20 protein-coding genes and 1 riboswitch are annotated in these 19,640 nt (G+C 38.8%); of the genes, 6 read left to right on the forward strand and 14 right to left on the reverse strand.

Annotation, left to right across the window (positions count from 1 at the left end; all coding sequences use genetic code 11):
• Nucleotides 1-15: 15 nt before the first annotated feature.
• Nucleotides 16-945, reverse strand: a complete 930-nt coding sequence (locus FF105_RS02790) for an alpha/beta hydrolase (protein WP_010291438.1) — start codon at nucleotides 943-945, stop codon at nucleotides 16-18.
• 190 nt (nucleotides 946-1,135) lie between these two features.
• On the opposite strand from FF105_RS02790, the gene FF105_RS02795 reads away from it, so the two are divergent.
• On the forward strand, nucleotides 1,136-2,947 hold the full coding sequence (locus FF105_RS02795) for a M3 family oligoendopeptidase (protein WP_147651267.1): 1,812 nt from the start codon (nucleotides 1,136-1,138) through the stop codon (nucleotides 2,945-2,947).
• 53 nt (nucleotides 2,948-3,000) lie between these two features.
• Here FF105_RS02795 and thiE read toward each other — a convergent pair whose 3' ends face one another.
• From thiE to FF105_RS02835, 8 genes are all read right to left on the reverse strand, one after another.
• Complete coding sequence (thiE, locus tag FF105_RS02800) at nucleotides 3,001-3,639, reverse strand: thiamine phosphate synthase (RefSeq protein WP_010291441.1); 639 nt, start codon at nucleotides 3,637-3,639, stop codon at nucleotides 3,001-3,003.
• The gene (thiD, locus tag FF105_RS02805; protein WP_147651266.1) at nucleotides 3,629-4,462 is read right to left on the reverse strand and encodes a bifunctional hydroxymethylpyrimidine kinase/phosphomethylpyrimidine kinase; all 834 of its coding nucleotides are present in this window, start codon (nucleotides 4,460-4,462) and stop codon (nucleotides 3,629-3,631) included. The genes thiE and thiD overlap by 11 nt, the downstream gene beginning before the upstream one ends.
• Complete coding sequence (thiM, locus tag FF105_RS02810) at nucleotides 4,459-5,235, reverse strand: hydroxyethylthiazole kinase (RefSeq protein WP_010291444.1); 777 nt, start codon at nucleotides 5,233-5,235, stop codon at nucleotides 4,459-4,461. The genes thiD and thiM overlap by 4 nt, the downstream gene beginning before the upstream one ends.
• Nucleotides 5,235-5,795: a transcriptional activator gene (locus FF105_RS02815; protein WP_010291446.1), complete on the reverse strand. Its 561-nt coding sequence runs from the start codon at nucleotides 5,793-5,795 to the stop codon at nucleotides 5,235-5,237. The genes thiM and FF105_RS02815 overlap by 1 nt, the downstream gene beginning before the upstream one ends.
• A gap of 87 nt (nucleotides 5,796-5,882) precedes the next feature.
• Nucleotides 5,883-5,971, reverse strand: a riboswitch (TPP riboswitch).
• Nucleotides 5,972-6,009: 38 nt separating this feature from the next.
• Nucleotides 6,010-6,516, reverse strand: a complete 507-nt coding sequence (locus FF105_RS02820; RefSeq protein ID WP_290046332.1) for a hypothetical protein — start codon at nucleotides 6,514-6,516, stop codon at nucleotides 6,010-6,012.
• On the reverse strand, nucleotides 6,513-6,803 hold the full coding sequence (locus FF105_RS02825; RefSeq protein WP_010291449.1) for a hypothetical protein: 291 nt from the start codon (nucleotides 6,801-6,803) through the stop codon (nucleotides 6,513-6,515). The genes FF105_RS02820 and FF105_RS02825 overlap by 4 nt, the downstream gene beginning before the upstream one ends.
• Nucleotides 6,800-7,957: a vWA domain-containing protein gene (locus FF105_RS02830; protein WP_010291450.1), complete on the reverse strand. Its 1,158-nt coding sequence runs from the start codon at nucleotides 7,955-7,957 to the stop codon at nucleotides 6,800-6,802. The genes FF105_RS02825 and FF105_RS02830 overlap by 4 nt, the downstream gene beginning before the upstream one ends.
• On the reverse strand, nucleotides 7,954-9,105 hold the full coding sequence (locus FF105_RS02835; protein WP_010291451.1) for an ATP-binding protein: 1,152 nt from the start codon (nucleotides 9,103-9,105) through the stop codon (nucleotides 7,954-7,956). The genes FF105_RS02830 and FF105_RS02835 overlap by 4 nt, the downstream gene beginning before the upstream one ends.
• 61 nt (nucleotides 9,106-9,166) lie before the next feature.
• Between FF105_RS02835 and FF105_RS02840 the strand changes: the two genes are divergently transcribed.
• The 3 genes from FF105_RS02840 (at nucleotide 9,167) to greA (ending at nucleotide 13,036) form a co-directional block, all read left to right on the forward strand.
• The gene (locus tag FF105_RS02840; RefSeq protein ID WP_147651264.1) at nucleotides 9,167-9,784 is read left to right on the forward strand and encodes an NAD(P)H-binding protein; all 618 of its coding nucleotides are present in this window, start codon (nucleotides 9,167-9,169) and stop codon (nucleotides 9,782-9,784) included.
• 102 nt (nucleotides 9,785-9,886) lie between these two features.
• Nucleotides 9,887-12,496 (forward strand): YfhO family protein, encoded by a 2,610-nt coding sequence (locus FF105_RS02845; RefSeq protein WP_228933877.1) that lies wholly within the window; start codon nucleotides 9,887-9,889, stop codon nucleotides 12,494-12,496.
• A 57-nt stretch (nucleotides 12,497-12,553) separates the two neighbouring features.
• Nucleotides 12,554-13,036: a transcription elongation factor GreA gene (greA, locus tag FF105_RS02850; RefSeq protein WP_004910137.1), complete on the forward strand. Its 483-nt coding sequence runs from the start codon at nucleotides 12,554-12,556 to the stop codon at nucleotides 13,034-13,036.
• 40 nt (nucleotides 13,037-13,076) lie between these two features.
• Here greA and FF105_RS02855 read toward each other — a convergent pair whose 3' ends face one another.
• Together FF105_RS02855 and FF105_RS02860 are read right to left on the reverse strand one after the other, a co-directional pair.
• The gene (locus tag FF105_RS02855; protein WP_010278538.1) at nucleotides 13,077-13,850 is read right to left on the reverse strand and encodes an ABC transporter permease; all 774 of its coding nucleotides are present in this window, start codon (nucleotides 13,848-13,850) and stop codon (nucleotides 13,077-13,079) included.
• A gap of 11 nt (nucleotides 13,851-13,861) precedes the next feature.
• Complete coding sequence (locus FF105_RS02860) at nucleotides 13,862-14,803, reverse strand: daunorubicin resistance protein DrrA family ABC transporter ATP-binding protein (RefSeq protein ID WP_010278540.1); 942 nt, start codon at nucleotides 14,801-14,803, stop codon at nucleotides 13,862-13,864.
• A gap of 118 nt (nucleotides 14,804-14,921) precedes the next feature.
• On the opposite strand from FF105_RS02860, the gene FF105_RS02865 reads away from it, so the two are divergent.
• Nucleotides 14,922-15,428 (forward strand): MarR family winged helix-turn-helix transcriptional regulator, encoded by a 507-nt coding sequence (locus FF105_RS02865; RefSeq protein WP_290046333.1) that lies wholly within the window; start codon nucleotides 14,922-14,924, stop codon nucleotides 15,426-15,428.
• Between the two features lie 134 nt (nucleotides 15,429-15,562).
• Here FF105_RS02865 and FF105_RS02870 read toward each other — a convergent pair whose 3' ends face one another.
• Together FF105_RS02870 and FF105_RS02875 are read right to left on the reverse strand one after the other, a co-directional pair.
• A complete protein-coding gene (locus tag FF105_RS02870) occupies nucleotides 15,563-16,528 on the reverse strand; it encodes a GRP family sugar transporter (protein WP_290046334.1) in 966 nt (321 codons plus the stop codon).
• A 234-nt stretch (nucleotides 16,529-16,762) separates the two neighbouring features.
• Nucleotides 16,763-17,710, reverse strand: coding sequence for a quinone oxidoreductase family protein (locus tag FF105_RS02875; protein ID WP_010278542.1), 948 nt, complete (start codon nucleotides 17,708-17,710; stop codon nucleotides 16,763-16,765).
• 95 nt (nucleotides 17,711-17,805) lie between these two features.
• On the opposite strand from FF105_RS02875, the gene FF105_RS02880 reads away from it, so the two are divergent.
• Entirely contained in the window at nucleotides 17,806-18,291 is a 486-nt protein-coding gene (locus FF105_RS02880; protein ID WP_010278543.1) for a MarR family transcriptional regulator, read from the forward strand.
• Between the two features lie 28 nt (nucleotides 18,292-18,319).
• Here the strand turns inward: FF105_RS02880 and FF105_RS02885 are convergent, their stop codons facing one another.
• Nucleotides 18,320-19,618, reverse strand: a complete 1,299-nt coding sequence (locus FF105_RS02885) for an endolytic transglycosylase MltG (protein WP_010278544.1) — start codon at nucleotides 19,616-19,618, stop codon at nucleotides 18,320-18,322.
• Between the last annotated feature and the right edge of the window lie 22 nt (nucleotides 19,619-19,640).

A 19,640-nucleotide genomic window follows, 5' to 3' on the forward strand; every position in this document is an offset into this window, starting at 1 on the left:
ACAACAGCTGTGTTTTTATTTGTCATACTGATTCAAAAAGTTGGTCACTTTTTGTCGATAAGCTACGGGATGATCTGGAAAACTTTGCACATGTTTTGAACCACTCGTCACCCACAATTTTTTTGGCCCCTTTGTTGCCGCGTAAAGCTGATAAACCATGCGTGTTGGTACAAACGTATCTTTGTCACCATGAATGAACAACATTGGTCGTTTATTTTTCGCAACCTGCTTCAACGGACTAGCCTCACCATATGAGTATCCAGCTCGTACTTTGGAAATACCGGAGACAATGTTAACAATAGGGAACCAAGGTAGCCCATACATATCCCCAGCCTCATGTTTCACTTCTGCCAAAACACTAGTGTATGACGAATCTTCGATAAACGCTTTCACTTGTTTTGGCAAATCATGTTCACCAGAAACATTAACAACAGTTGCTGCACCCATGCTCATTCCGTACATAACAATATCAGATTGTTGCCCATTTTTCTTTAGAACCTGATTAATCCAGCCCATATAATCACGACGATCTGTCCAACCGTATCCAATTAATTTACCCTGTGAATCACCATGTGCACGATTATCTGGAATTAACACATTATAGCCAAGATCGTGAAATAGTTCGCCGTAGATGGCCATCGTTGTTTTATTATTATGCCAACCATGTGCCAAAATTGCGGTTTTATTTGTTGGCCGACTAGCTGTCACATACCAAGCATCGAGTGTCAGCCCATCCAAAGTTTTTTGCGTCCAAGTCGCTTTATGACGTGCTAAAAACGTGTGCTCATAATCATAGACAGGACTGGATTTTGGTCTAAGTGCATCTGGTTTATTTGCAGCGGGATTGCGAACTTCTGCAACATGAAAAAAATACATCGCCGCTGATAATAATATCAGCATGACTACGGTTACCAGACCAATTAACCACTTATAGACACTTCTCATACTCACATTCTCCTCGAATTCAATCTTTTTATTTTACAACTTAATTGTATAGGGGGCAAATATGTTGATTCCCACTATTTTTAATCCTTTCAAAAATTGCCATGTTGTTCTCCTCATAATCTCATATATCCAATTTTTTCAAACAATGTTATCATAAGGTAACGATAAAAATAAATTGAGGTATTCAATCATGGCTTATTCACAAACTTGGGATTTGGAAAGTATTTTCCCGGGTGGCATCACATCACCACAACTCACTCAAAAATACGATCTCATCACTTCTCAAACACAAGACTTCGCGACAAAAGTTGACGCATACCGCGCATCTGATGATAAAGATTTTGACCAATTAGCTAACTTAGCTGATTTAGCACAAACAATTAGTGCTGGTATTGGCACAGCAGGTATTTTTGTTAATGGTTGGTCATCTGTTGATTATGGTAATAGTGTCTATGCACCTCATTTTGATAAATTAGGTAACTTGTGGGTTGCTTTTTCAACGCCACTCAACCGCTTCCAAAAGCTGTTATTACAATTAGATGATGCAACCTTTGCCACAGCCATTAAAACACAACGCTTATCACCGATTGCTTTCTATTTGACAGAGCTACGTACGGATGCCAAGCGTCTTTTGGATGACAGCACTGAGTCGTTGATCAATCAATTTGACCTTGATGGTCAGCAAGCATGGTCTCAACACTATGACACTATTTCGGCTTCACTCTCAATGAACTACACTGACGAAACGGGCAAAACACGACAAATTTCCGCTGGTCAAGCGCTTAATATGCTAGACGGTGAACCCAATAACGAGACGCGCGCCAATATTATGGCTAATTATGAGAAAATGTGGGGTAATGCAGAAAATCTCACTGCTGACACGCTGAATCATTTGGCTGGGTTCCGATTAACTAATCAGAAAGCACATCAACGTCAAAACTATTTAGAACAACCTTTGGAAATGAATCGCATGTCTGAAGAAACCTTAAAGGCGATGTGGCAAGTCGTTGATAACAACAAAGGCATGTTCAAACCTTACTTTGATCGTAAAAAAGCCTTGCTTGGTCTCTCGCAATTAGGTTGGCAAGATCAAGTTGCCCCGCTCACAAACATCGGTGACTACAGCCCTAAAGAAGTCTCTTACGATGAAGCAGCACAATTTATTATCACGCAATTTGGTAAGTTTTCACCTAAAATGGCTGATTTTGCCAAAACGGCATTTGAAAATAATTGGATTGAATCTGAAAACCGCCCTGGCAAACAACCGGGCGGCTATATGGAATCTGTCCCTGATTTACATGAATCACGCATTTTTCTAACTTATACTGGATCAGTCAATGATGCCGCAACGATTGCCCATGAGTTGGGACACGCTTTTCACTCTGCACAACTTAATGATTTGCCGTTCTGGCGTGATGCGTATGCCATGAATGTCGCTGAAACAGCTTCAACTTTCGCCGAACTTATTGTCAATGACGCTAACGTAAAAGCAGCAACGACTGACGCTGAAAAAGTGGTCTTATTAGACGCTAAAATGACTAATCCTATTGCCATGTTTTTGAATATTCATGCGCGTTTCTTATTTGAAGATGCTTTCTATACTGAACGTCAAAATGGCGTTGTCACACCGCAACGACTGAACGAATTGATGGATGAAGCACAAAAAAGTGCCTTTGATGGTATGCTAGATACACGTCACCCACATTTCTGGTCTTCAAAGTTGCACTTCTTTATTGATTCAGTCCCATTTTATAATTTCCCATACACTTTCGGCTATCTCTTTTCAGCCGGTATTTATGCACAAGCACAAAAAGATGGTGATAATTTCGAGGATAAATATATTGCGTTGCTTCGTGACACAGCAAATATGACATCAGAAGAATTAGCTCAAAAACATTTAGGTGTTGATCTGACTAAGCCAGATTTCTGGCAAGCTGGTGCTGATTTGGTTAAAAAAGATATTGATGAATTCTTGTCGCTATCTGAACAATTTATCAAGTAAAAATCATATTAAAGAGGCTCAACGTGTTAAACATGTTGAGCCTCTTTTAATCTTTATGAGTTTTGTTGCCAATTTATCACTGCGTCTGCGACATTATCAGCTGCACTAATCATGCTAATAACAGCAACGCCATTGATGCCAGTCGTATAAATATCATCAATATTTTGATTTGAAATACCACCAATAGCGACGATTGGCCAATCACTAATGCTTTTAATGTGTCTCAAGCCTTCAAGACCAATTGGTGGGTTAGCATCAGCCTTTGTCTGCGTCGCAAATATTGGTCCAACACCGATGTAATCAATTCCGGATAGACCTTCTAAACGATGAAAATCTGACTTTGTCGTCACGGACACACCAACAAACATACCATTGCAAGCGCGCACATTTTCAATAATACTACCATCTTTTTGACCAAAGTGTACACCATCAGCGTGAATTTGGTGAGCTAATGGTATATCATCATCGATGATTAAAGGCACATGATACTGGCGTGTTAAATCGCGTACACGCTCTGCCACACGATATTTTTCAGCGCCTTTTAATGCGCCATCACCTTTTTCACGATATTGAAAAGCAGTAATACCATATTTCAAAGCGATTGTTAAAATATCAAAAAATTGTGATTCGTTTTCCACATTTTGAGTGCCTAAAACAAAATAACGTCGTAATATTAACGGATTAAATGTCATGAAGTACCTCAATTGTATCTTCTGTCACCAATTTGGTCCCATGGTTAAGTGGTCCATGTCCGTGTCCAACAGCAATGCCATCACGAATTGTGGCGTCAACGTATCTTTTCCCATTCAAAATTGCCACATCTAAAGTTTTGCCAAGCGCTAATTGTGAAGTAATCGCTGCCGAAATAGTGTCTCCGGTGCCGTGGGTACGCTCAGTATGGACCCGCTGACTTGCCAACCAGAAATCTGTCCCATCAGCCAATAAGATGTAATCCTCAATACGTGATGACTGCCCATGACCTCCTTTCAATAAAACATTTTTGGCGCCTAATTTTTGAATCGTCCTAGCTGCACGTTGCATGTCTTGCCGATTATTAATCGCTTGACCACTTAAAATTTCAGCTTCTGGCATATTAGGCGTTACAAGTTCTGTCAGCGGTAACAATAAACTTTTCACGGCAGCCACTGCATCAGGATTAAGCAGCTTTGCGCCACCTTTCGCAACCATTACCGGATCTAACACATATTTACCAAAATCAAAATTTTGCAAGCCTTTGGCAACAAGCGCTACTGTCTCTGCGTTACCGAGCATGCCAGTTTTGATTGCTTTAATCGCTAAATCATCAGCGATTGATTTCATTTGTGACCAAATCATATCAGGTGGGGTCATCAAAACATCTTGAACACCCAATGTATTTTGCGCTGTTAAAGCGACAAATACATTAGCACCATAGACACCCTGTGCAGCAAATGTCTTTAAATCAGCACTAATACCGGCACCACCACTACTATCAGCACCAGCGATTGTTAATACTTGTGGTGTTTCATTGCTCATAAATATTGCACACTTTCAGTCATAAATGTCGCTACTTCCTCGCTTGTAATTGCAGCAAGCTCATCTAGCAATTGCATACTATAAAAACCTGGTGTCGTAATTTGACGGCTGGCTTTGAGCCCAGCTAACTTAAAAGTTGCCATCGCATACGTGACATTTTCCACAGTGAGTGATTCAGCTACAAAGGCACCAATAACAGACGATAATGCATCGCCAGTACCCACATTAGTTGATAATAATGGCACATCTGTCTCAATGACGGCAGTTTGATGGCCATCACTAATAACATCTTTGGCGCCACTTAATGCAATTATGGCACCAGTCTTTTCTGCTGCTAATTGTGCGATGGCAATCACATCCCCACTACCAGTGGCATCAATGCCTTGACTGTCAAAATCAATATCGGCAAACCACGCTATTTCCGCTGCGTTGCCTCGAATAATATCAACATGCCCTTCTTGCATCAAAGTCTGCACAGCCTTACTACGAAAAGGTACTGCAACAGCAACTGGATCCAAGATAACAGGTTTATCTAAATTAGTAGCGACCTTTGAAAGCGTTACAATATCAGACAGTTCATTGGCCTTAAGCGTACCAATATTGATGACAACGGCATCTGCAATTTGACATAAATCATTAAATTCACTAACTTCCCTACTCATAAGTGGCGAAGCACCAATAACATTCACGACATTGGCTACGAATTGTGGGGTAACAAAGTTAGCATAAGTCAGAACAAGCGGTGATTGTGTCCGTACATTTTTAATCGTCATTAGTATTGACTCCCTTTTTCATAGGCATTCCGCCAAAATTTTAGTTCAAATTGATATGATTTTTCAAAAATAGCGACATCCAGTTGACCGTCTGAATGGTCAACAATCTGCCAGTAATAGGTTACCAAATCATGATATTGTTTACTGGCGTAATATTGCTGCCAACCATTGTTTGTTTGATGTGCCAGTGCTTTAGCTATAAAATAATAGGATTCTACACAAGGTAAGGTTGCCATAATTGCTGCCATAGCACCTTTTTGAGCTGCAGAACGCATGTGATTCACATAAGATTGCCCAACCAAATCTAAAGGCTTTGGGGCAACAGCATCCACTAGACTAAGATGTGCTTGTCCTTCATCGTCGCTTGTCGGTCTGGTTAAATGTAATGATTCATCAATTTGATTCACAATGGGCATAAATGCTTCAATGTAGCTTGCATCTTGTGCTGTATAATAATCAGCTTGCCGCTGAGTTAATGAATTACTGCCAATAGCTTTCACGAAAGGTTCAGCCATGATTTGAGGCATAAATTGTTCTCTAATGGTTTGTAATGAGGTCATGTTTTCTCCATAATAGGACACAAAAAGGCCGCGAACCCACTCCAAGAAGATGCGTTCACGGCCAGTAATCAACATTTAAAAAACACTAGCTTATGCAACATATCTCCCTGCGTACGTACTAACGTCATCAGGTTCAATGGGTATTTCTCAGCCAATCGGCACCCCAGATATTTTATTTAATTCAAGATAAGTGTAAATGAATGTCACCAGATAATCAACCCCACCATTCAGGATCAACATCTCTCATTTGATGTTTTAGTGACAATTGCGAATCACTTGTAACACGTTGATAAGTTGTTGTATAAGGATTTTTCATCAAATTAATCATTTGCTGATACTGCGTACTTTTCAAAAAATCAGCTAATTGACTGTGATTTTGCCAAAAAGTCCACAGCATATAATCTGCTTTACCATTATCATTTTGAGCCACAACACCGGCAACATTTACTAACTTACCAATTAGTTTATCATTATCATCTTTAGCCTGAAAGGTAATTTGATGAATCACACGACCAGTTAACTGACCATTAGTATAACGACTATCAAATCCTAATGGCCGTTGAAATTGTTGGACAATTTCTGGTGCATCCAAAATCAAAATATTCGAACCAGCCAATTGTGATACCTTCCCGAGGTAAAACACATTGTCTGGATTCGCTGTTTGAAGTGCTAATAATTCTGAAACTGACTGTTCTGGTGCAAGTACAAGATTAATTTTCATAAGAATGGCTCCTTTAACATTGTGACGACATCTGGTGAAAGCCGAACTGCATTACGCTGAATAAACTGTTGAACGCCTTTAAACGTTGTCAGATCAACTGTGGGTGTCATAGCGTCTGATGCAACTAATGCTTTTGCATAAACAATATCTGAACGCGTCATCATCGTCATGCCCCATGGCTCGCTCAGCAACAGTGATTCCCATTGATCGGTTAATAATGCTTCAGCTCTTTTGAACCGATTGTCTTTGGCAATAAAACTACTCAGATCTCTTGGATTTAATTTCATAGGGTCAACACCTTTCCAATTTGATTAGGCAAACTGAGTTGTTGCTGTTCTGGCAGTATCCAATAAACACGACGATACTGTGACATAATCGGTGATGTTTCACCGTCACCATCAGTTAGGATAATCACTGTTGTCGTCTCACGAGGTGTTTTTTGTTTATCTAGATAGTCAAAAATACTTTGAAATGCCGTCCCCCCGCCAGCACGGCGCTGCCAATGATTGATATTTTGAATCACTTCAACTGCTGTATCAAATGAAAACACGCGAACTTTAGCATCAAATTGTTGTGTTATTTGCATCACATTGGCTAGGAATTTACCCACTAGTTTATCACTAATAGAAGCCGAATTGTCGACAAATACCAAAATTTCATTTTCATACGTACTAATTTCACCAAATAAATCCATTCGGTAGGCTTGGCGTCGATTAAATCGTGCGCGTGATGGTTTCTTTTGATTAGGTACTTGGCTTACCCCTGTTTTGAGGATTTGATGCCAATTTTTTTTAGGCACCACCACCGCAGCAATCTGCTGCATGACAGCACTAGTCAAGTGACCTCGCCCAGATTTTTGTGCATCTTCATTGGCTTGGCGAATGACTTGTTCAAGTGCCGATTTAGCCTCATCAGCCTCATCGCCAACACTCGCCCAATCACCGTGGCCGTCGATGTCCCCATGAGCGGGCACATCATCTTCAAAACGACTGATTAAATCAATATAAGTTTGCGAATCTTGATAAGGCGCAAACCATTCGCCGTACACATCAAACAGCATTTGCAAAGTCACAGCCGTTGGTAACTCACCTAATTCCTTAGGTAAATATTGATTAATCGCCACATCAGTTCCTAGATCAACAACTGATTTTGCTTGGTGCGTTGTAGCATAGCGAACTGGGTGTTCCCAAATAACATGCAGTGCTTCATGTGCCAATGCAGCCGCAATCTGATTGTATGTGCTGAAATTTTCTGTTAAACGAGCTGGATTGATTACTAAGTACCAACGATGATTTTGCCATTTTAATGCCAATGGATGCGGTGCTAACAGGTTCATTTCACGGGTTAAATTCATGACAATGTTGCCATATAGCGGTGAAACATCTAGCAAGGTTTTAATACCACCTAATATTAAATTATCCGTTTCATCCTGCGTTGTCATCTGGTCGCAATATCCATAATTTGTTGATACAACACGTTTGCATAGTGTTCTTCTGAATTGTATAGATCATCTAAAATTGGAGCATTTGTCATTTGCTTAACCAGTGCATATTGACCATCTGGCGCCACCAATTGTAGTAATTCACTAAAACGTGCAGCGTTATTATCGTGTGTCATATCTGCCGTCAATAACAATGTTTTCATCACTGTCATTTTTTGAATTTCTGAATAACTTTCGAATTTAGAACGAATGTTTAAAGGTACTTTAGGGCCGTCTGGTTTTGAGTCAAAAACGTCTTCAGCTGTGAGACTTGGCGTTTGTTCCCGTACAAATCGAACAAATTGTGTAGCTACTACTTGACCTAAATCACCCGCCACAATATCAAATAATAAATCTTCTTGCTGACGACTAGACAGCCCAAGCAATTCAAAAAGATTATCCGACACACGTTGCCAAGCACGTGGCGTTGGATTCAAGTCAACTTCACGCACATCAGGATATAACAAACCAGCATTTTCAGCGATAAACCTGCGCACCAAATCATGAATATTGGGTCGTTGATCGCCTTTAGCAGCCCATGCTAGCCAATCTTTCACTGATACGCTCATCACTAATCTTGTTGTCCGATCCTTAATTGCGGCATCAGAAGTTTGAACCGCATATTCAGATGTCTCAAAACCATGCATACTATCATCTGGATTTTCTGCCAAGATAAGGAAAACATTTTTTGGCAAAACTAGATCATTAATCTGTCGTTGTAGCACTAAATTCATCAGTTCGGCCTGAACAGCTTGTGAGCCGCGATTAAATTCATCTAAAAACCAAATGATTGGTTGACGCGGCACCGATTCGGCATGCTGAATAATTTGAATCAGCGTGTGTGTGTAGCCAAATTTAACATCAGCAAGTTGCCCATAATGCTTAGTTTCTAAAAATGCGCTTTCAGTCAAGGGCGGTATTGGAATCGCCAAATCGCCTTTTTCTGACAGAGAAACCACCGTTGTAAACAATTGCGCGTTCATTTGGTTTGCCACATCGCTCACTAAAGCAGACTTGCCAATGCCTGCTTCTCCAACAATATTAGGGACATTACCGCCTCGTAATATCAGTGGGACTGCCGTTAATAGTTGTTGATAAGTTAAACTCATAATGAACCTCATTCCTATCTATATTTTACCGCAATCCAAACAATCATGCTAAAATGAAAGTATGACAAAAAAAATTCTAATTCTCGGTGCTAATGGTCAAATTGCCAAATTAGTGGTTAATATGTTAGCCAATACCGACACACAATTAAAGCTCACCTCTCTTCACGCCAAACCAGCCCAACACATTACCAAGCTAGACGCAGCAAATGAAGCTGATTTGGTGACAGCATTAAAAAATATTGACATCGTATATGCCAATGTTGGTGCCGAAGGTCGTCAAAAAAATGTGGCTAATGCGTTAGTCAACGCCATGCATACTGCCGGTGTGTCTCGACTGATTTGGATCGCGACAATTGGCATTTACAATGAGTTGCCACCACAGCAAGCTGATTTATGGCGCAATATTTTGGGTACTCCCGAAAACGAAAACAGCTACATTGGTGATCAAGCCGCTGCCGCACAACGTATTACAGCATCTCAACTTGATTACACCATTATCAGACCCAATGAACTCACTGATGACAATAAAATGCAGCAACTTAACGTTCAAACTGATCCAAACGAAGAAATTATTGGTGGGCCAATCACACGCACTAGTGTCGCAGAATTTGTCACACAACTCATCAACAATCCCGACCAATATATCGCTGAATCCGTTGCGATTTCGTCAACTCATTAATCTTGATAATCATAAAAAGGTCTCAGAATGAATTGCCTTGACTAAGCAAATTTTTCTGCCCTTTTTTATTAGCAAGTTGTTATTTTTTAGGAACACTCATTTATGAAACACACTTTAAAACGCTACACACTGTCACCATTAGCACTCAGCTTTTGGATCCCCCTACTGATTATGTTAGCTTATTTTGCCTATCGTCACATGGCACCATTTGGCACCAACTCAATTTTAACAGTAGACCTCGGTCAACAATACATTGATCAATTTGCAGCATTCAAGCATACCTTACTGCAGCATCCTAGTAGCTTTTTTTATTCATTTTCCAATGCCTTAGGCGGAGATATGCTGGGTGAATGGGCTTATTACTTAATGAGTCCTTTTAACCTTATTTTTTTAATGGTTCCTAACGCCTCACTCCCCAGCGCCATTCTACTCGTCACTGTGCTCAAATTTGGGGCAGCTGGCCTATCAATGGCTTATCTATTGCAAAAATTGCACCTGCAACAACATTACTATGTCACTTTGTTCGCCGTTAACTACGCACTATCTGGTTGGTTCATTGCAAACGACTTAAATTTGTTATGGCTCGACACCGTCATTTTACTGCCATTGGTAATTTTGGCACTTGAACGTTTGTTTTATCAACAATCTTGGTGGCAATATAGCCTTTTGCTTGGTGCCAGTATTATTTGTAACTATTATATTGGCTATATGGTCGCCATTTTTGTCGTATTGTATTTTTCTTGGCGCTTGACTTGGCCAAATATTAAACATCGTTGGCTAATTCTAAGACGCTTTATTGTTAGTTCAGCTATTGGTGGTGGCCTATCAGCTTGGCTAATTTTACCGACTTATTTTCAGCTTAAATTAGGCAAAACACAGTACAATTCTGATTTTTCTTTCAAGTTTGATAATAATCCTTTACATCTTTTGTTTAAATTAATTCCGGGTAGTTTTAATTTTGACCAGATGCAAAATGGACAAGCAAATTTTTATGTCAGTGCTTTCGTTTTAATCACATTAACAGCTTTTTTCACGACACGTGTTATTAAATTACGCGTCAAAATCGGGGCATTTTTACTGTTAGCCTTCTTAATATTAGCCACTACTTGGGCACCACTTACTTTATTATTCCACGGTTTTCAATACCCAGTTTGGTATCCATACCGTTTCAGTTTTTTGATTAGTTTCTTTGTCATTTATTTAGCTGCTATTAGTTGGCAGCCAACTTGGCGGCCACGCCTGATGACCATTACTACTTTGTTAGTCATATTTAGTGCCATTGCTATTTATGCCACACTCAGTGATGCTAAAATCAATTACATCAATCGTTCAAGTATTGCTTTATTTATTGGCTTAGCGCTGCTAACATTGGCGCAGTTCACTTTTAAAGTTCATGACAAATTTTGGCTACCCATTTTAGGTGGCTTAACGTTATTATCCCTCACAGCAAATGTTGTGTTCACGCTAGACAACTTTTCTTATTTAACAAATACAGAGTATCAAAATACGATCAAAGCGCTCACAGCGGATAAAAAGTTTCTAAAAAAAGATACCTCTTGGTATCGTGTAGCGCAAACATTTCAACGCACTCGTGGTGATGGCATGATGTTTGATTATTATGGCGGTGCCCATTTCAGCTCGGCTTTACCAAAATCTACGCCAACTTTTTTTGGCAATTTTGGACAACCGGACGGCGATAATTATGTTGTGTATAGCAATGGCAGTCTCTTATCTGATGCACTGCTGGGCATGAAATATATGATCACCCCAAATGGTCAAGACAATGGCGATGCTGGTCAACCTAGTCAACATTTAATTGGATATCGTCCGGACACCAGTAATTACAGTTTAAAAGCAACAACATCGACTACTAATATTTATCAGAATCAAAATGCCCTACCAATAGCGTTTGCAGCCAACTCCGGCGCACTTAATACCAAAATGCTCTATAATAATCCCTTGCAAAACCAGGGCAATCTCTGGCAAAGTTTGACTGGTGATTTGACATCGACAGTTGACACAGACAATTTTCAAAAAGCTATTGGTCATAATGTCAAAGCACCAACAACAATTACAAATGCGATCATAACACGTCAAAATGCGAGTCAACCTGCTAGTTTGGACTTGCAATTTACCCCAACAACTAATGATAGCTACTATTTGACCATTGGCAGCGGTCTGGATATTAAAAACTTTGACCTCCTAATTAACGGTAAGGTCATTACACAATTTAGCTCTTATCGCCACACTGTTATTGTTAATCTTAATTCAAATGCCAAAAATAAGTTGCAGACAATCACTTTTAGAATGAAAGATACCCAAACATTAGCCTTGTCTAACGTCACCCTCTATCATGTCGATAACAAGCGGATTGCAGATGATGCTAGCGGGTTAAAGCAAAATAGCCTTAAGATCACAAAACGTTCCGAACGACACATTAAGGGGACAATCACGACGACATCAACAAAGCCATTGATTATGACTACCATTCCATTTGTTGCTGGGTGGCATATAGCGGTTGATGGCAAAACCGTTCAAGCCGACAAAGTGGCTAACTATTTTATCGGTATTAAAACAAAACCAGGGCGGCACACAATATCTATGACCTATACCCCACCATTTTTATGGTCGGGTCTTGCTATTACAATCATTGCGACAGTTATATTAGTAATATTTAGCAATTTATCTATTGCAAAAAAGGTCACCACATGATATGCTTTTTTCGTTATATTTTGCGGAAAAACACGCAAATTGAAAGGAAAAACACTTATGTCAGAAGAAAAAACATATCCAATGACAACTGAAGGTCGTGATAAGCTACAAGCTGAATTAGACGACCTCATTGCTAACCAACGCCCAGAAATTACAAAACGTATCCAAATTGCGCGATCATACGGTGACTTGTCTGAAAATTCAGAATATCAATCAGCAAAAGATGAACAAGCCTTTGTTGAAGGTCGCATTCAAACAATCAAAAAGATGCTTGAAAACGTTGAAATCATTGATTCTAATGCAACTGCTGAGGATGAAGTTTCTCTCGGTAAAACCGTTACTTTTAAAGAATTACCTGATGAAGAACCTGAAACTTATACAATTGTTGGTTCTGTTGAGGCTGATCCACTAGCCGGTAAAATTTCAAACGAATCACCAATGGCAACCGCATTAATTGGTAAAAAGGTCAACGACACAGTCGCGGTACCACTTCCAAACGGCATCAACATTAATGTTCAAATTTTAGAAGTTAAAAAATAACCAAAAAAAAGAAAGCGCCGTGCTTTCTTTTTTTTGTTGATTAATTGTTTTTGCGATACACCATGAGAGACAATGGCATAAAAATCGCAATGATGATAATACCACTAATAATAACCAGAGTTGCTTCAGTATTCCAGTAACCTGTTTTCATGATTGCCCGAATAGCACTAATCGTTATGGTCACAGGATTCAATTGCACAATGCTTTGTAAAAATAATGGCAATGTCCTGATTGGAATAAAGGCATTTGATAGAAATGTCATCACCAATATAATGATCATGGAAAGGCTTCCTATCAATTCTGCATTTTTCACTAATAAACCAACCAAAACAAAGATCCAAGAAGTTGCCCATCCAATAAATATTGCTAAAATTAAGACACAAGCAATCATTATTAGATTGACAGAGGGCCGCCATCCAATTGCAAACGCTGTTCCTAAGGAAATCAAACCGGACAACAACAATCGAAGTGCGTCACCAATAAGTTGACCAGCTAGCGGAACAAATGCAGAAATTGGTAACGTTTTAAATCTATCAAAAATACCACTATTAATGTCCTCTCGCAATTGCTGACCCGATCCCGCTGCCGCATTTAGAATGCTTTGAATCAAGATACCAGACACAAGCATTGGCAAATACGCATGCACACTTCCAGCAATCACACCGCCGAAAAGAAATCCAAACAAAAGCGTGAAGATAATCGGTTGAATAATAACATCACTCAGATTATCTGGATTATGCCACGTCTTGAGCAAGTTCCGATGCGCCATTGCTAAAGTTGTGCTCATAGTACTGGCTTTTTTTTGATTTTTCATGATATGTCTCCTCAATTTTTACCCACTGTCATTGATAAAAATACCTCATCTAAAGATGGTGCATCAATTTTAAAACTGCTTAGCATGATTTTAGATGCTAGGATTTTGTCCAAAATTTCAGACACTTTGTTAAAAGCATTATTGTCTAATATAACGGTTAGATTTCTATTTTCAACATTAACCGTTTTTCCTAAAACTTTTTCAATGATACTTTGCGTTGGAATGACTGACTCATTCTGCTCAACAGTCACTTTCAGCTGCAATCCACCGACAAGCTTTTTCAATTCACTTGGTTTATCCTCAGCTATTAACCTACCGTGATCAATCAATGCAATTCTGTCCGCTAACTGATCAGCCTCTTCCAAATATTGAGTGGTCAAAAGAACCGTGGTGCCATTTTTTACTAATTTTTGAATTGCTACCCACATTTGTGTACGTGTTCTCGGATCTAGCCCCGTTGTGGGTTCATCCAAAAATAAAATACTGGGATTACCGATCAGACTAATGGCTAAGTCTAATCGTCGTAACATCCCACCAGAAAATGTTGAAACAGAATGATTTGCCGACTGAACTAAGTCAAAATCAACTAGTAATTCTTCTGAACGTTGATGTGCAGAATCACGATTTAATCCGTTTAATCTACCAAATAAAAACAAATTTTCTCGTGCACTGAGTTCTTTATCAATTGTTGCACTTTGCCCAGTAACACTAAACTGTGATCTCACCTGACGACTTTGAGAAATTGTATTCAAACCATTAATCACAATTTCACCTTGGTCTGGGTGCATAAGTGTGGTCATCATATTAATTAAAGTGGACTTACCAGCACCATTTGGACCAAGTAATCCAAAAATTTCACCTTTTTTCACATCAAAACTAATATCATTGACTGCAACATGTTGTCCAAATTTTTTTGAAATGTTTTTAACGCTTATCGCTACTTCATTTTCCATAACATATACCTCACTACATTTAATCAGGGACCCTTGATTATTATTGTAAGGTCCCCTGATTAATTTGTCAAGTAGAATAGTGTATACTAAAATAATTGAGCGGAGGTTAACATCAATTATGGAACGCAAAATCAAGTCAGAATTAATTGCCGGAAAATTAGCCGAATACGAACAATTAACAAAAATATATGACGATATCGTGCAAGACGTCAAACCAAGATTGACAGTAGAAGGTCAAGGAAAGGTATTACTTGCTTTAGCAGATGAAGATCATTTATCTCAAAGCCAAATTTCGTCACGACTTGAAATCTCACCACAATCTACGGGTGAATTTGTTTCAAAATTAGCCAAGCGTGATTTAGTATCATTGAGCAAATCTGAAAAAGATAGACGAATCAATCTTGTTAGCTTAACGACAAAAGGACGAGAAGACATTGAATCTTCTTTTCAAGAAGTACCAAAATTCATAACCGTCTTATCAAATGAAGAAATGGACCAATTCAATCGTTTAATGACCAAAATTATTGCTGCTATGTATGAAGATATTGATAAGGCTAATCCAACACTTGGCGTTAAATTCCATAAATTACTAGCAAACCGGTATTTAAAACAATATAAAAAGTAATTGCCGGCATGCCTCATTTTTATTAAGCGTATCAATAATGACTTAATTTACTGCTATGGTTTTTGTACTAAGCAAACGAAATACACATATTTTTGTACTAAAAAACGGGCAAACAATGTTTGCCCGTTCATTTTTTATGCAAAACTATTAATATTACCAATGATGATAGCGCCAATAACAACTAATATTGTACCAATTGCAATCATCTTCATTTGATAGCTTGACTTTTTCTCACCCAACAAATAGATGCCACCAAAAGTACCCACGATGATGCCTAATTGAGAAAAAGTTGTGGCAATTGTTTGTCCAATATCAGGATTTGCCGCAGAAATGAACATGAAAATATTACCGGTTGCCCAAACCAAACCTGTCAGAATGTTCTTCCAAGTTGACAGCTGGAACATAATTTCTGATTCTTTCAAGACAAACATCACAATTAAGAAAGCACCAACTACTTGTCCAATTGATTGTGGACCAACAATTGCTGTCATATAATCAACACCATTGCCACGCGCCTTGATAGCATCTGAAATATAGCCAATTTTGTTCAAAAAGTTAGGCAAAACAAAGTAAAACATGAATCCAGCCGTTGAGATTGCCAAGTAGATCAGTCCCTTGGTCAAGCTTTTGGTTCTCTCTTCTGCTTCAATGCCATTACTATTTTTAGCTTTATCACGAGCTGAAATTAATGTGGCGCCAATAACAACAGCAATGATTGAAACTGCACCAATCGCCCACATTTTGCCAGTCTTCCATTCACCCAGAACAGCTGCAGCCATCAACGCATTAGTCACAATTTGACCAGCTGTTGACAAAGGAATAGCTAAAGATACCCCTAAGTCTTTAATTGCCAAAAATTGACCGGCGGTTCCAACTGCCCAAACAAGTCCAGAAACAACGCCGACAACCCAAATGTGACTATTGAGTTCAATGTGACGTGGCATCACAAAGAAAAACATGGTGGCTAATCCAAATATTAAAGCACCAAAAGTCATGCCTAATGTTTGTTGCCCTGCGGTTCCGCCCATTTTTGTATTGACTAATCCAACCGATCCCCATGCCAATGCCGGCACCAAAGCCAGTAAAATTGCTGCGTTCATAACTGATAAAACTCCTTCTTATTTGTGATGCTTTAAATCATCATTTTTAACACTACTAATTGTACACTAGTGAAAACGTTTACACAAGCCTAAAATTTAATTTCTGTAAACGTTTTCATCGTTGATATTGTGCCTTTCATCACAATTAGTATTTGACCAAACAAAAAGACGCGTAATACCCCCGTTTTGAGGTAAAATTGCGCCTAATTGTTGTTTAGTCATATTACTCATTAATTAATGAGTTGGTACAAAAACTAATCTTTCAGAACTAGGAATTGTCCAATATTTTTCAATTTCTGATAGACCAACTGTTTTAACAGTGAAAGCGAATGGCTGACTCACTTCAGCTGCAATAATGTCATTAAAAGATTGAATCATATCTTTAACACCAACCGATCCTTGTCCCGAACCAATCAATTGTAGCTTAACAGCTCTAAATGCTGCGCCTGGGATGGGTGCAGCTTGACCAGCAATACTACCAATTTCAACCCATTTTAGTTCTTGCTCATCATGTGTTCTATTTGGAATAATAGCTTTCATTGCGTTGGCGGTAATGTCACCCCAAAGGTAATCCAAAACGACATCAACCTGCCGCCCAGCTGCTGCTAATTGATCTTGATAAGCTTTGACATCATCCGTGAGACGTATTGTTGCAGTAGCGCCTAAATCTAACAGTGCTTCGAGTTTATCTTGATTCCGTCCAACTGCGATGATTTCAGTTGCTCCCATACGTTTGGCAATTTGTACGGCCAGCATTCCTGCATTACCAGTTGCCCCTAAAATCATAACACTTTGTCCTTTTTGAAAATGAGCACGGTATTTCAAGGCCATCCATGACGACAAAGCAGGATTCATCATACCAGCGATTTTTTGATCATCTAGTTGTTTTGGTACGCCGACCCAATGTCCTTTTTTAATCGCAACCCTCTCAGCAAATCCCCCATTGCCAACAAAAAATACTTTCTCACCAGTCGGCAATAAACCAACGCCGTCAACACCTGGTACCATTGGCAAAATACCTTCGGCAGCATAATGAGTGCCTGTCGCGTCACCGCGAGCACGATTTGACAAAGCCGATGCCGTCACGTCAATCATCACTTGATTTTCATCAACGTTTGGTTCGGAAAAGTTTTTTTCATATTGTGGTCCTTGTTTAAAATCTCTTACAACTGCTGCTTTCATAGTAATTATCTCCATTTGTTTTTTGTTTACCGGTAATGTAAAATAAGTATATAACTTAAATACTTTAAAGTCAATATTTATTACAGGTAATTAAAATGGAAAAACAGCAACAATTCGAAAAAATAAAACAACTTTTACGAGACAGCCATAGTGAAAACGACTTAGAACAACAATGGTTTTTAAAGCACGCTCAATCTGCTGATGCGCGAACTATTATTGCAACACAAAAGCGTTTCACACATTCTGAATTACAAATTTTGAGTCAACTGGTAGTCAACGACAACGTCACCACTTTTAAAATCTTACAACAGACATCTAATTTGTCACAAGGTATGCTATCAAGATATGTTAATCATCTTGCTCAATTAACTTTAGTCGAGAAATTTCATCCTCAAGATAACAAAAAAGAAATTTCCTTGCGTTTAACTAATTTAGGAGAAGAATTAGGACGCTTACATTGTGAACTTCATCGACGTATCTCAGCAAACGAAAAACAAATACTTGGGGAGTATACGGAACAAGAAATCAATACTATGTTAGAGATTCTATCTAAACTAATTAATGCACGTCAACACATTTAAAAAAAACTGCCCAATTTTGGCAGTTTTTTTACTTATCAAAACGCTGTAAATTCCATGTTTCAATTAAATTAATAATCAACGTGGGATAATTCGTATCAGTTGCATAAGCGTCTTTATAAAGCGCTTTAGCAGCTGCTTTATAATTTTTGGCGTTCAAGACATCTTGGAATTGAGTAGGATTCCAGGTATTACCATTAACCAAAGTTTCGGCATGTTCTTTCATACTTTCTTTCCAATCGCTATAAACTGCGAATCGGGCTTTTTGTGTTTCTGGCTGTCCATCAACATATTCAGTTGTCTCTAATACAACAGATTTGCCGGCAGTTTCATCCTGAGTCTTCACACCGAAATAGTTGTTGTATTTAGAAGATAGTACTGAGTTATCCCAATTTGATTCATGCGCAGCCTGAGCAATTGAAATAGATGCTAAAATACCATATTTTTTACTCAAAGTCTGTGCATAGGGCGCAATTTTATTAACAAATGCCAATCGATGTTCAAATTCTTTTTTTCCTGTCGTTGCCATCAAAGTAATCACAGCAGTTTTGTTAATGCCATCGCTATTTAAATCCTTATAATAAGGTTTAAGCTGTTTATCAGAAGTAGCCAATAGTTGAGTAATCGCATCATTAATGGTGTTAACGCCATTCAAATCGTATGCAGCTGGATAAATATAGTCAGAAAGATTACCATCCGAGGCCATACCTTTTAACAAATCAGGGTATTTGATCTTCATTTTTGCAATTACAGTTTTGTCTGTAAAGGCGTTATTAACTTTAATGTTGGATAACTTAGTTTCATCAGCAACGTTTTTAGCAATTTGACTTTGGCTCTGCCCAGTGGCTACCAATATATAGCCCTTGCCTAACTGCGGTGCTACCCCTGGTCCCAAAGTCATTTGTTTATAAATCAACTGAACTGTTTGAGAGGGAGAAAATTTGTAAGTTCCAGCTTGAAGACTGGCAGCACCTTGTTTTTGGGCATATTTATTAAACGATTTTGCGCTTTTAATAATCTTTTTGTTTTGCAAAATATTTGCCATTTGGATTGAAGTTGATCCAGAAGCAATTTTCACTGTCTTAAACGTGGTATCCTTTGGATTCAAAGCAGCATACTGATCAGTAAACAACGCTTTTCCACCAAAGAAAACACCAACAACGATAATAATTAGCAACACAAAAGCAACAAAACGATTTCGTGTCCCACGTTTTATTTTTCGTGGTCCACCTTTACCATTTTGATAATCATCAGCAAACGGGTCTATACCAGCGTCTTGCGCTTCAGCGTTCTTAATTTCATGCTGATGTCGTTGTTTTCTCGACTCCATGCTTTTCACCTCGTAAACGTAA

This window comes from Leuconostoc sp. UCMA20149 (assembly GCF_030400235.1).
Classification (GTDB): Bacteria; Bacillota; Bacilli; order Lactobacillales; family Lactobacillaceae; genus Leuconostoc; species Leuconostoc pseudomesenteroides.

What these genes read in the sequence shown, in the direction of transcription:
- FF105_RS02790 (WP_010291438.1), bottom strand. Translation starts at nt 945, where the DNA reads ATGAGAAGTGTCTATAAGTGGTTAATTGGTCTGGTAACCGTAGTCATG.
- FF105_RS02795 (WP_147651267.1), top strand. Translation starts at nt 1,136, where the DNA reads ATGGCTTATTCACAAACTTGGGATTTGGAAAGTATTTTCCCGGGTGGC.
- thiE (WP_010291441.1), bottom strand. Translation starts at nt 3,639, where the DNA reads ATGACATTTAATCCGTTAATATTACGACGTTATTTTGTTTTAGGCACT.
- thiD (WP_147651266.1), bottom strand. Translation starts at nt 4,462, where the DNA reads ATGAGCAATGAAACACCACAAGTATTAACAATCGCTGGTGCTGATAGT.
- thiM (WP_010291444.1), bottom strand. Translation starts at nt 5,235, where the DNA reads ATGACGATTAAAAATGTACGGACACAATCACCGCTTGTTCTGACTTAT.
- FF105_RS02815 (WP_010291446.1), bottom strand. Translation starts at nt 5,795, where the DNA reads ATGACCTCATTACAAACCATTAGAGAACAATTTATGCCTCAAATCATG.
- FF105_RS02820 (WP_290046332.1), bottom strand. Translation starts at nt 6,516, where the DNA reads ATGAAAATTAATCTTGTACTTGCACCAGAACAGTCAGTTTCAGAATTA.
- FF105_RS02825 (WP_010291449.1), bottom strand. Translation starts at nt 6,803, where the DNA reads ATGAAATTAAATCCAAGAGATCTGAGTAGTTTTATTGCCAAAGACAAT.
- FF105_RS02830 (WP_010291450.1), bottom strand. Translation starts at nt 7,957, where the DNA reads ATGACAACGCAGGATGAAACGGATAATTTAATATTAGGTGGTATTAAA.
- FF105_RS02835 (WP_010291451.1), bottom strand. Translation starts at nt 9,105, where the DNA reads ATGAGTTTAACTTATCAACAACTATTAACGGCAGTCCCACTGATATTA.
- FF105_RS02840 (WP_147651264.1), top strand. Translation starts at nt 9,167, where the DNA reads ATGACAAAAAAAATTCTAATTCTCGGTGCTAATGGTCAAATTGCCAAA.
- FF105_RS02845 (WP_228933877.1), top strand. Translation starts at nt 9,887, where the DNA reads ATGAAACACACTTTAAAACGCTACACACTGTCACCATTAGCACTCAGC.
- greA (WP_004910137.1), top strand. Translation starts at nt 12,554, where the DNA reads ATGTCAGAAGAAAAAACATATCCAATGACAACTGAAGGTCGTGATAAG.
- FF105_RS02855 (WP_010278538.1), bottom strand. Translation starts at nt 13,850, where the DNA reads ATGAAAAATCAAAAAAAAGCCAGTACTATGAGCACAACTTTAGCAATG.
- FF105_RS02860 (WP_010278540.1), bottom strand. Translation starts at nt 14,803, where the DNA reads ATGGAAAATGAAGTAGCGATAAGCGTTAAAAACATTTCAAAAAAATTT.
- FF105_RS02865 (WP_290046333.1), top strand. Translation starts at nt 14,922, where the DNA reads ATGGAACGCAAAATCAAGTCAGAATTAATTGCCGGAAAATTAGCCGAA.
- FF105_RS02870 (WP_290046334.1), bottom strand. Translation starts at nt 16,528, where the DNA reads ATGAACGCAGCAATTTTACTGGCTTTGGTGCCGGCATTGGCATGGGGA.
- FF105_RS02875 (WP_010278542.1), bottom strand. Translation starts at nt 17,710, where the DNA reads ATGAAAGCAGCAGTTGTAAGAGATTTTAAACAAGGACCACAATATGAA.
- FF105_RS02880 (WP_010278543.1), top strand. Translation starts at nt 17,806, where the DNA reads ATGGAAAAACAGCAACAATTCGAAAAAATAAAACAACTTTTACGAGAC.
- FF105_RS02885 (WP_010278544.1), bottom strand. Translation starts at nt 19,618, where the DNA reads ATGGAGTCGAGAAAACAACGACATCAGCATGAAATTAAGAACGCTGAA.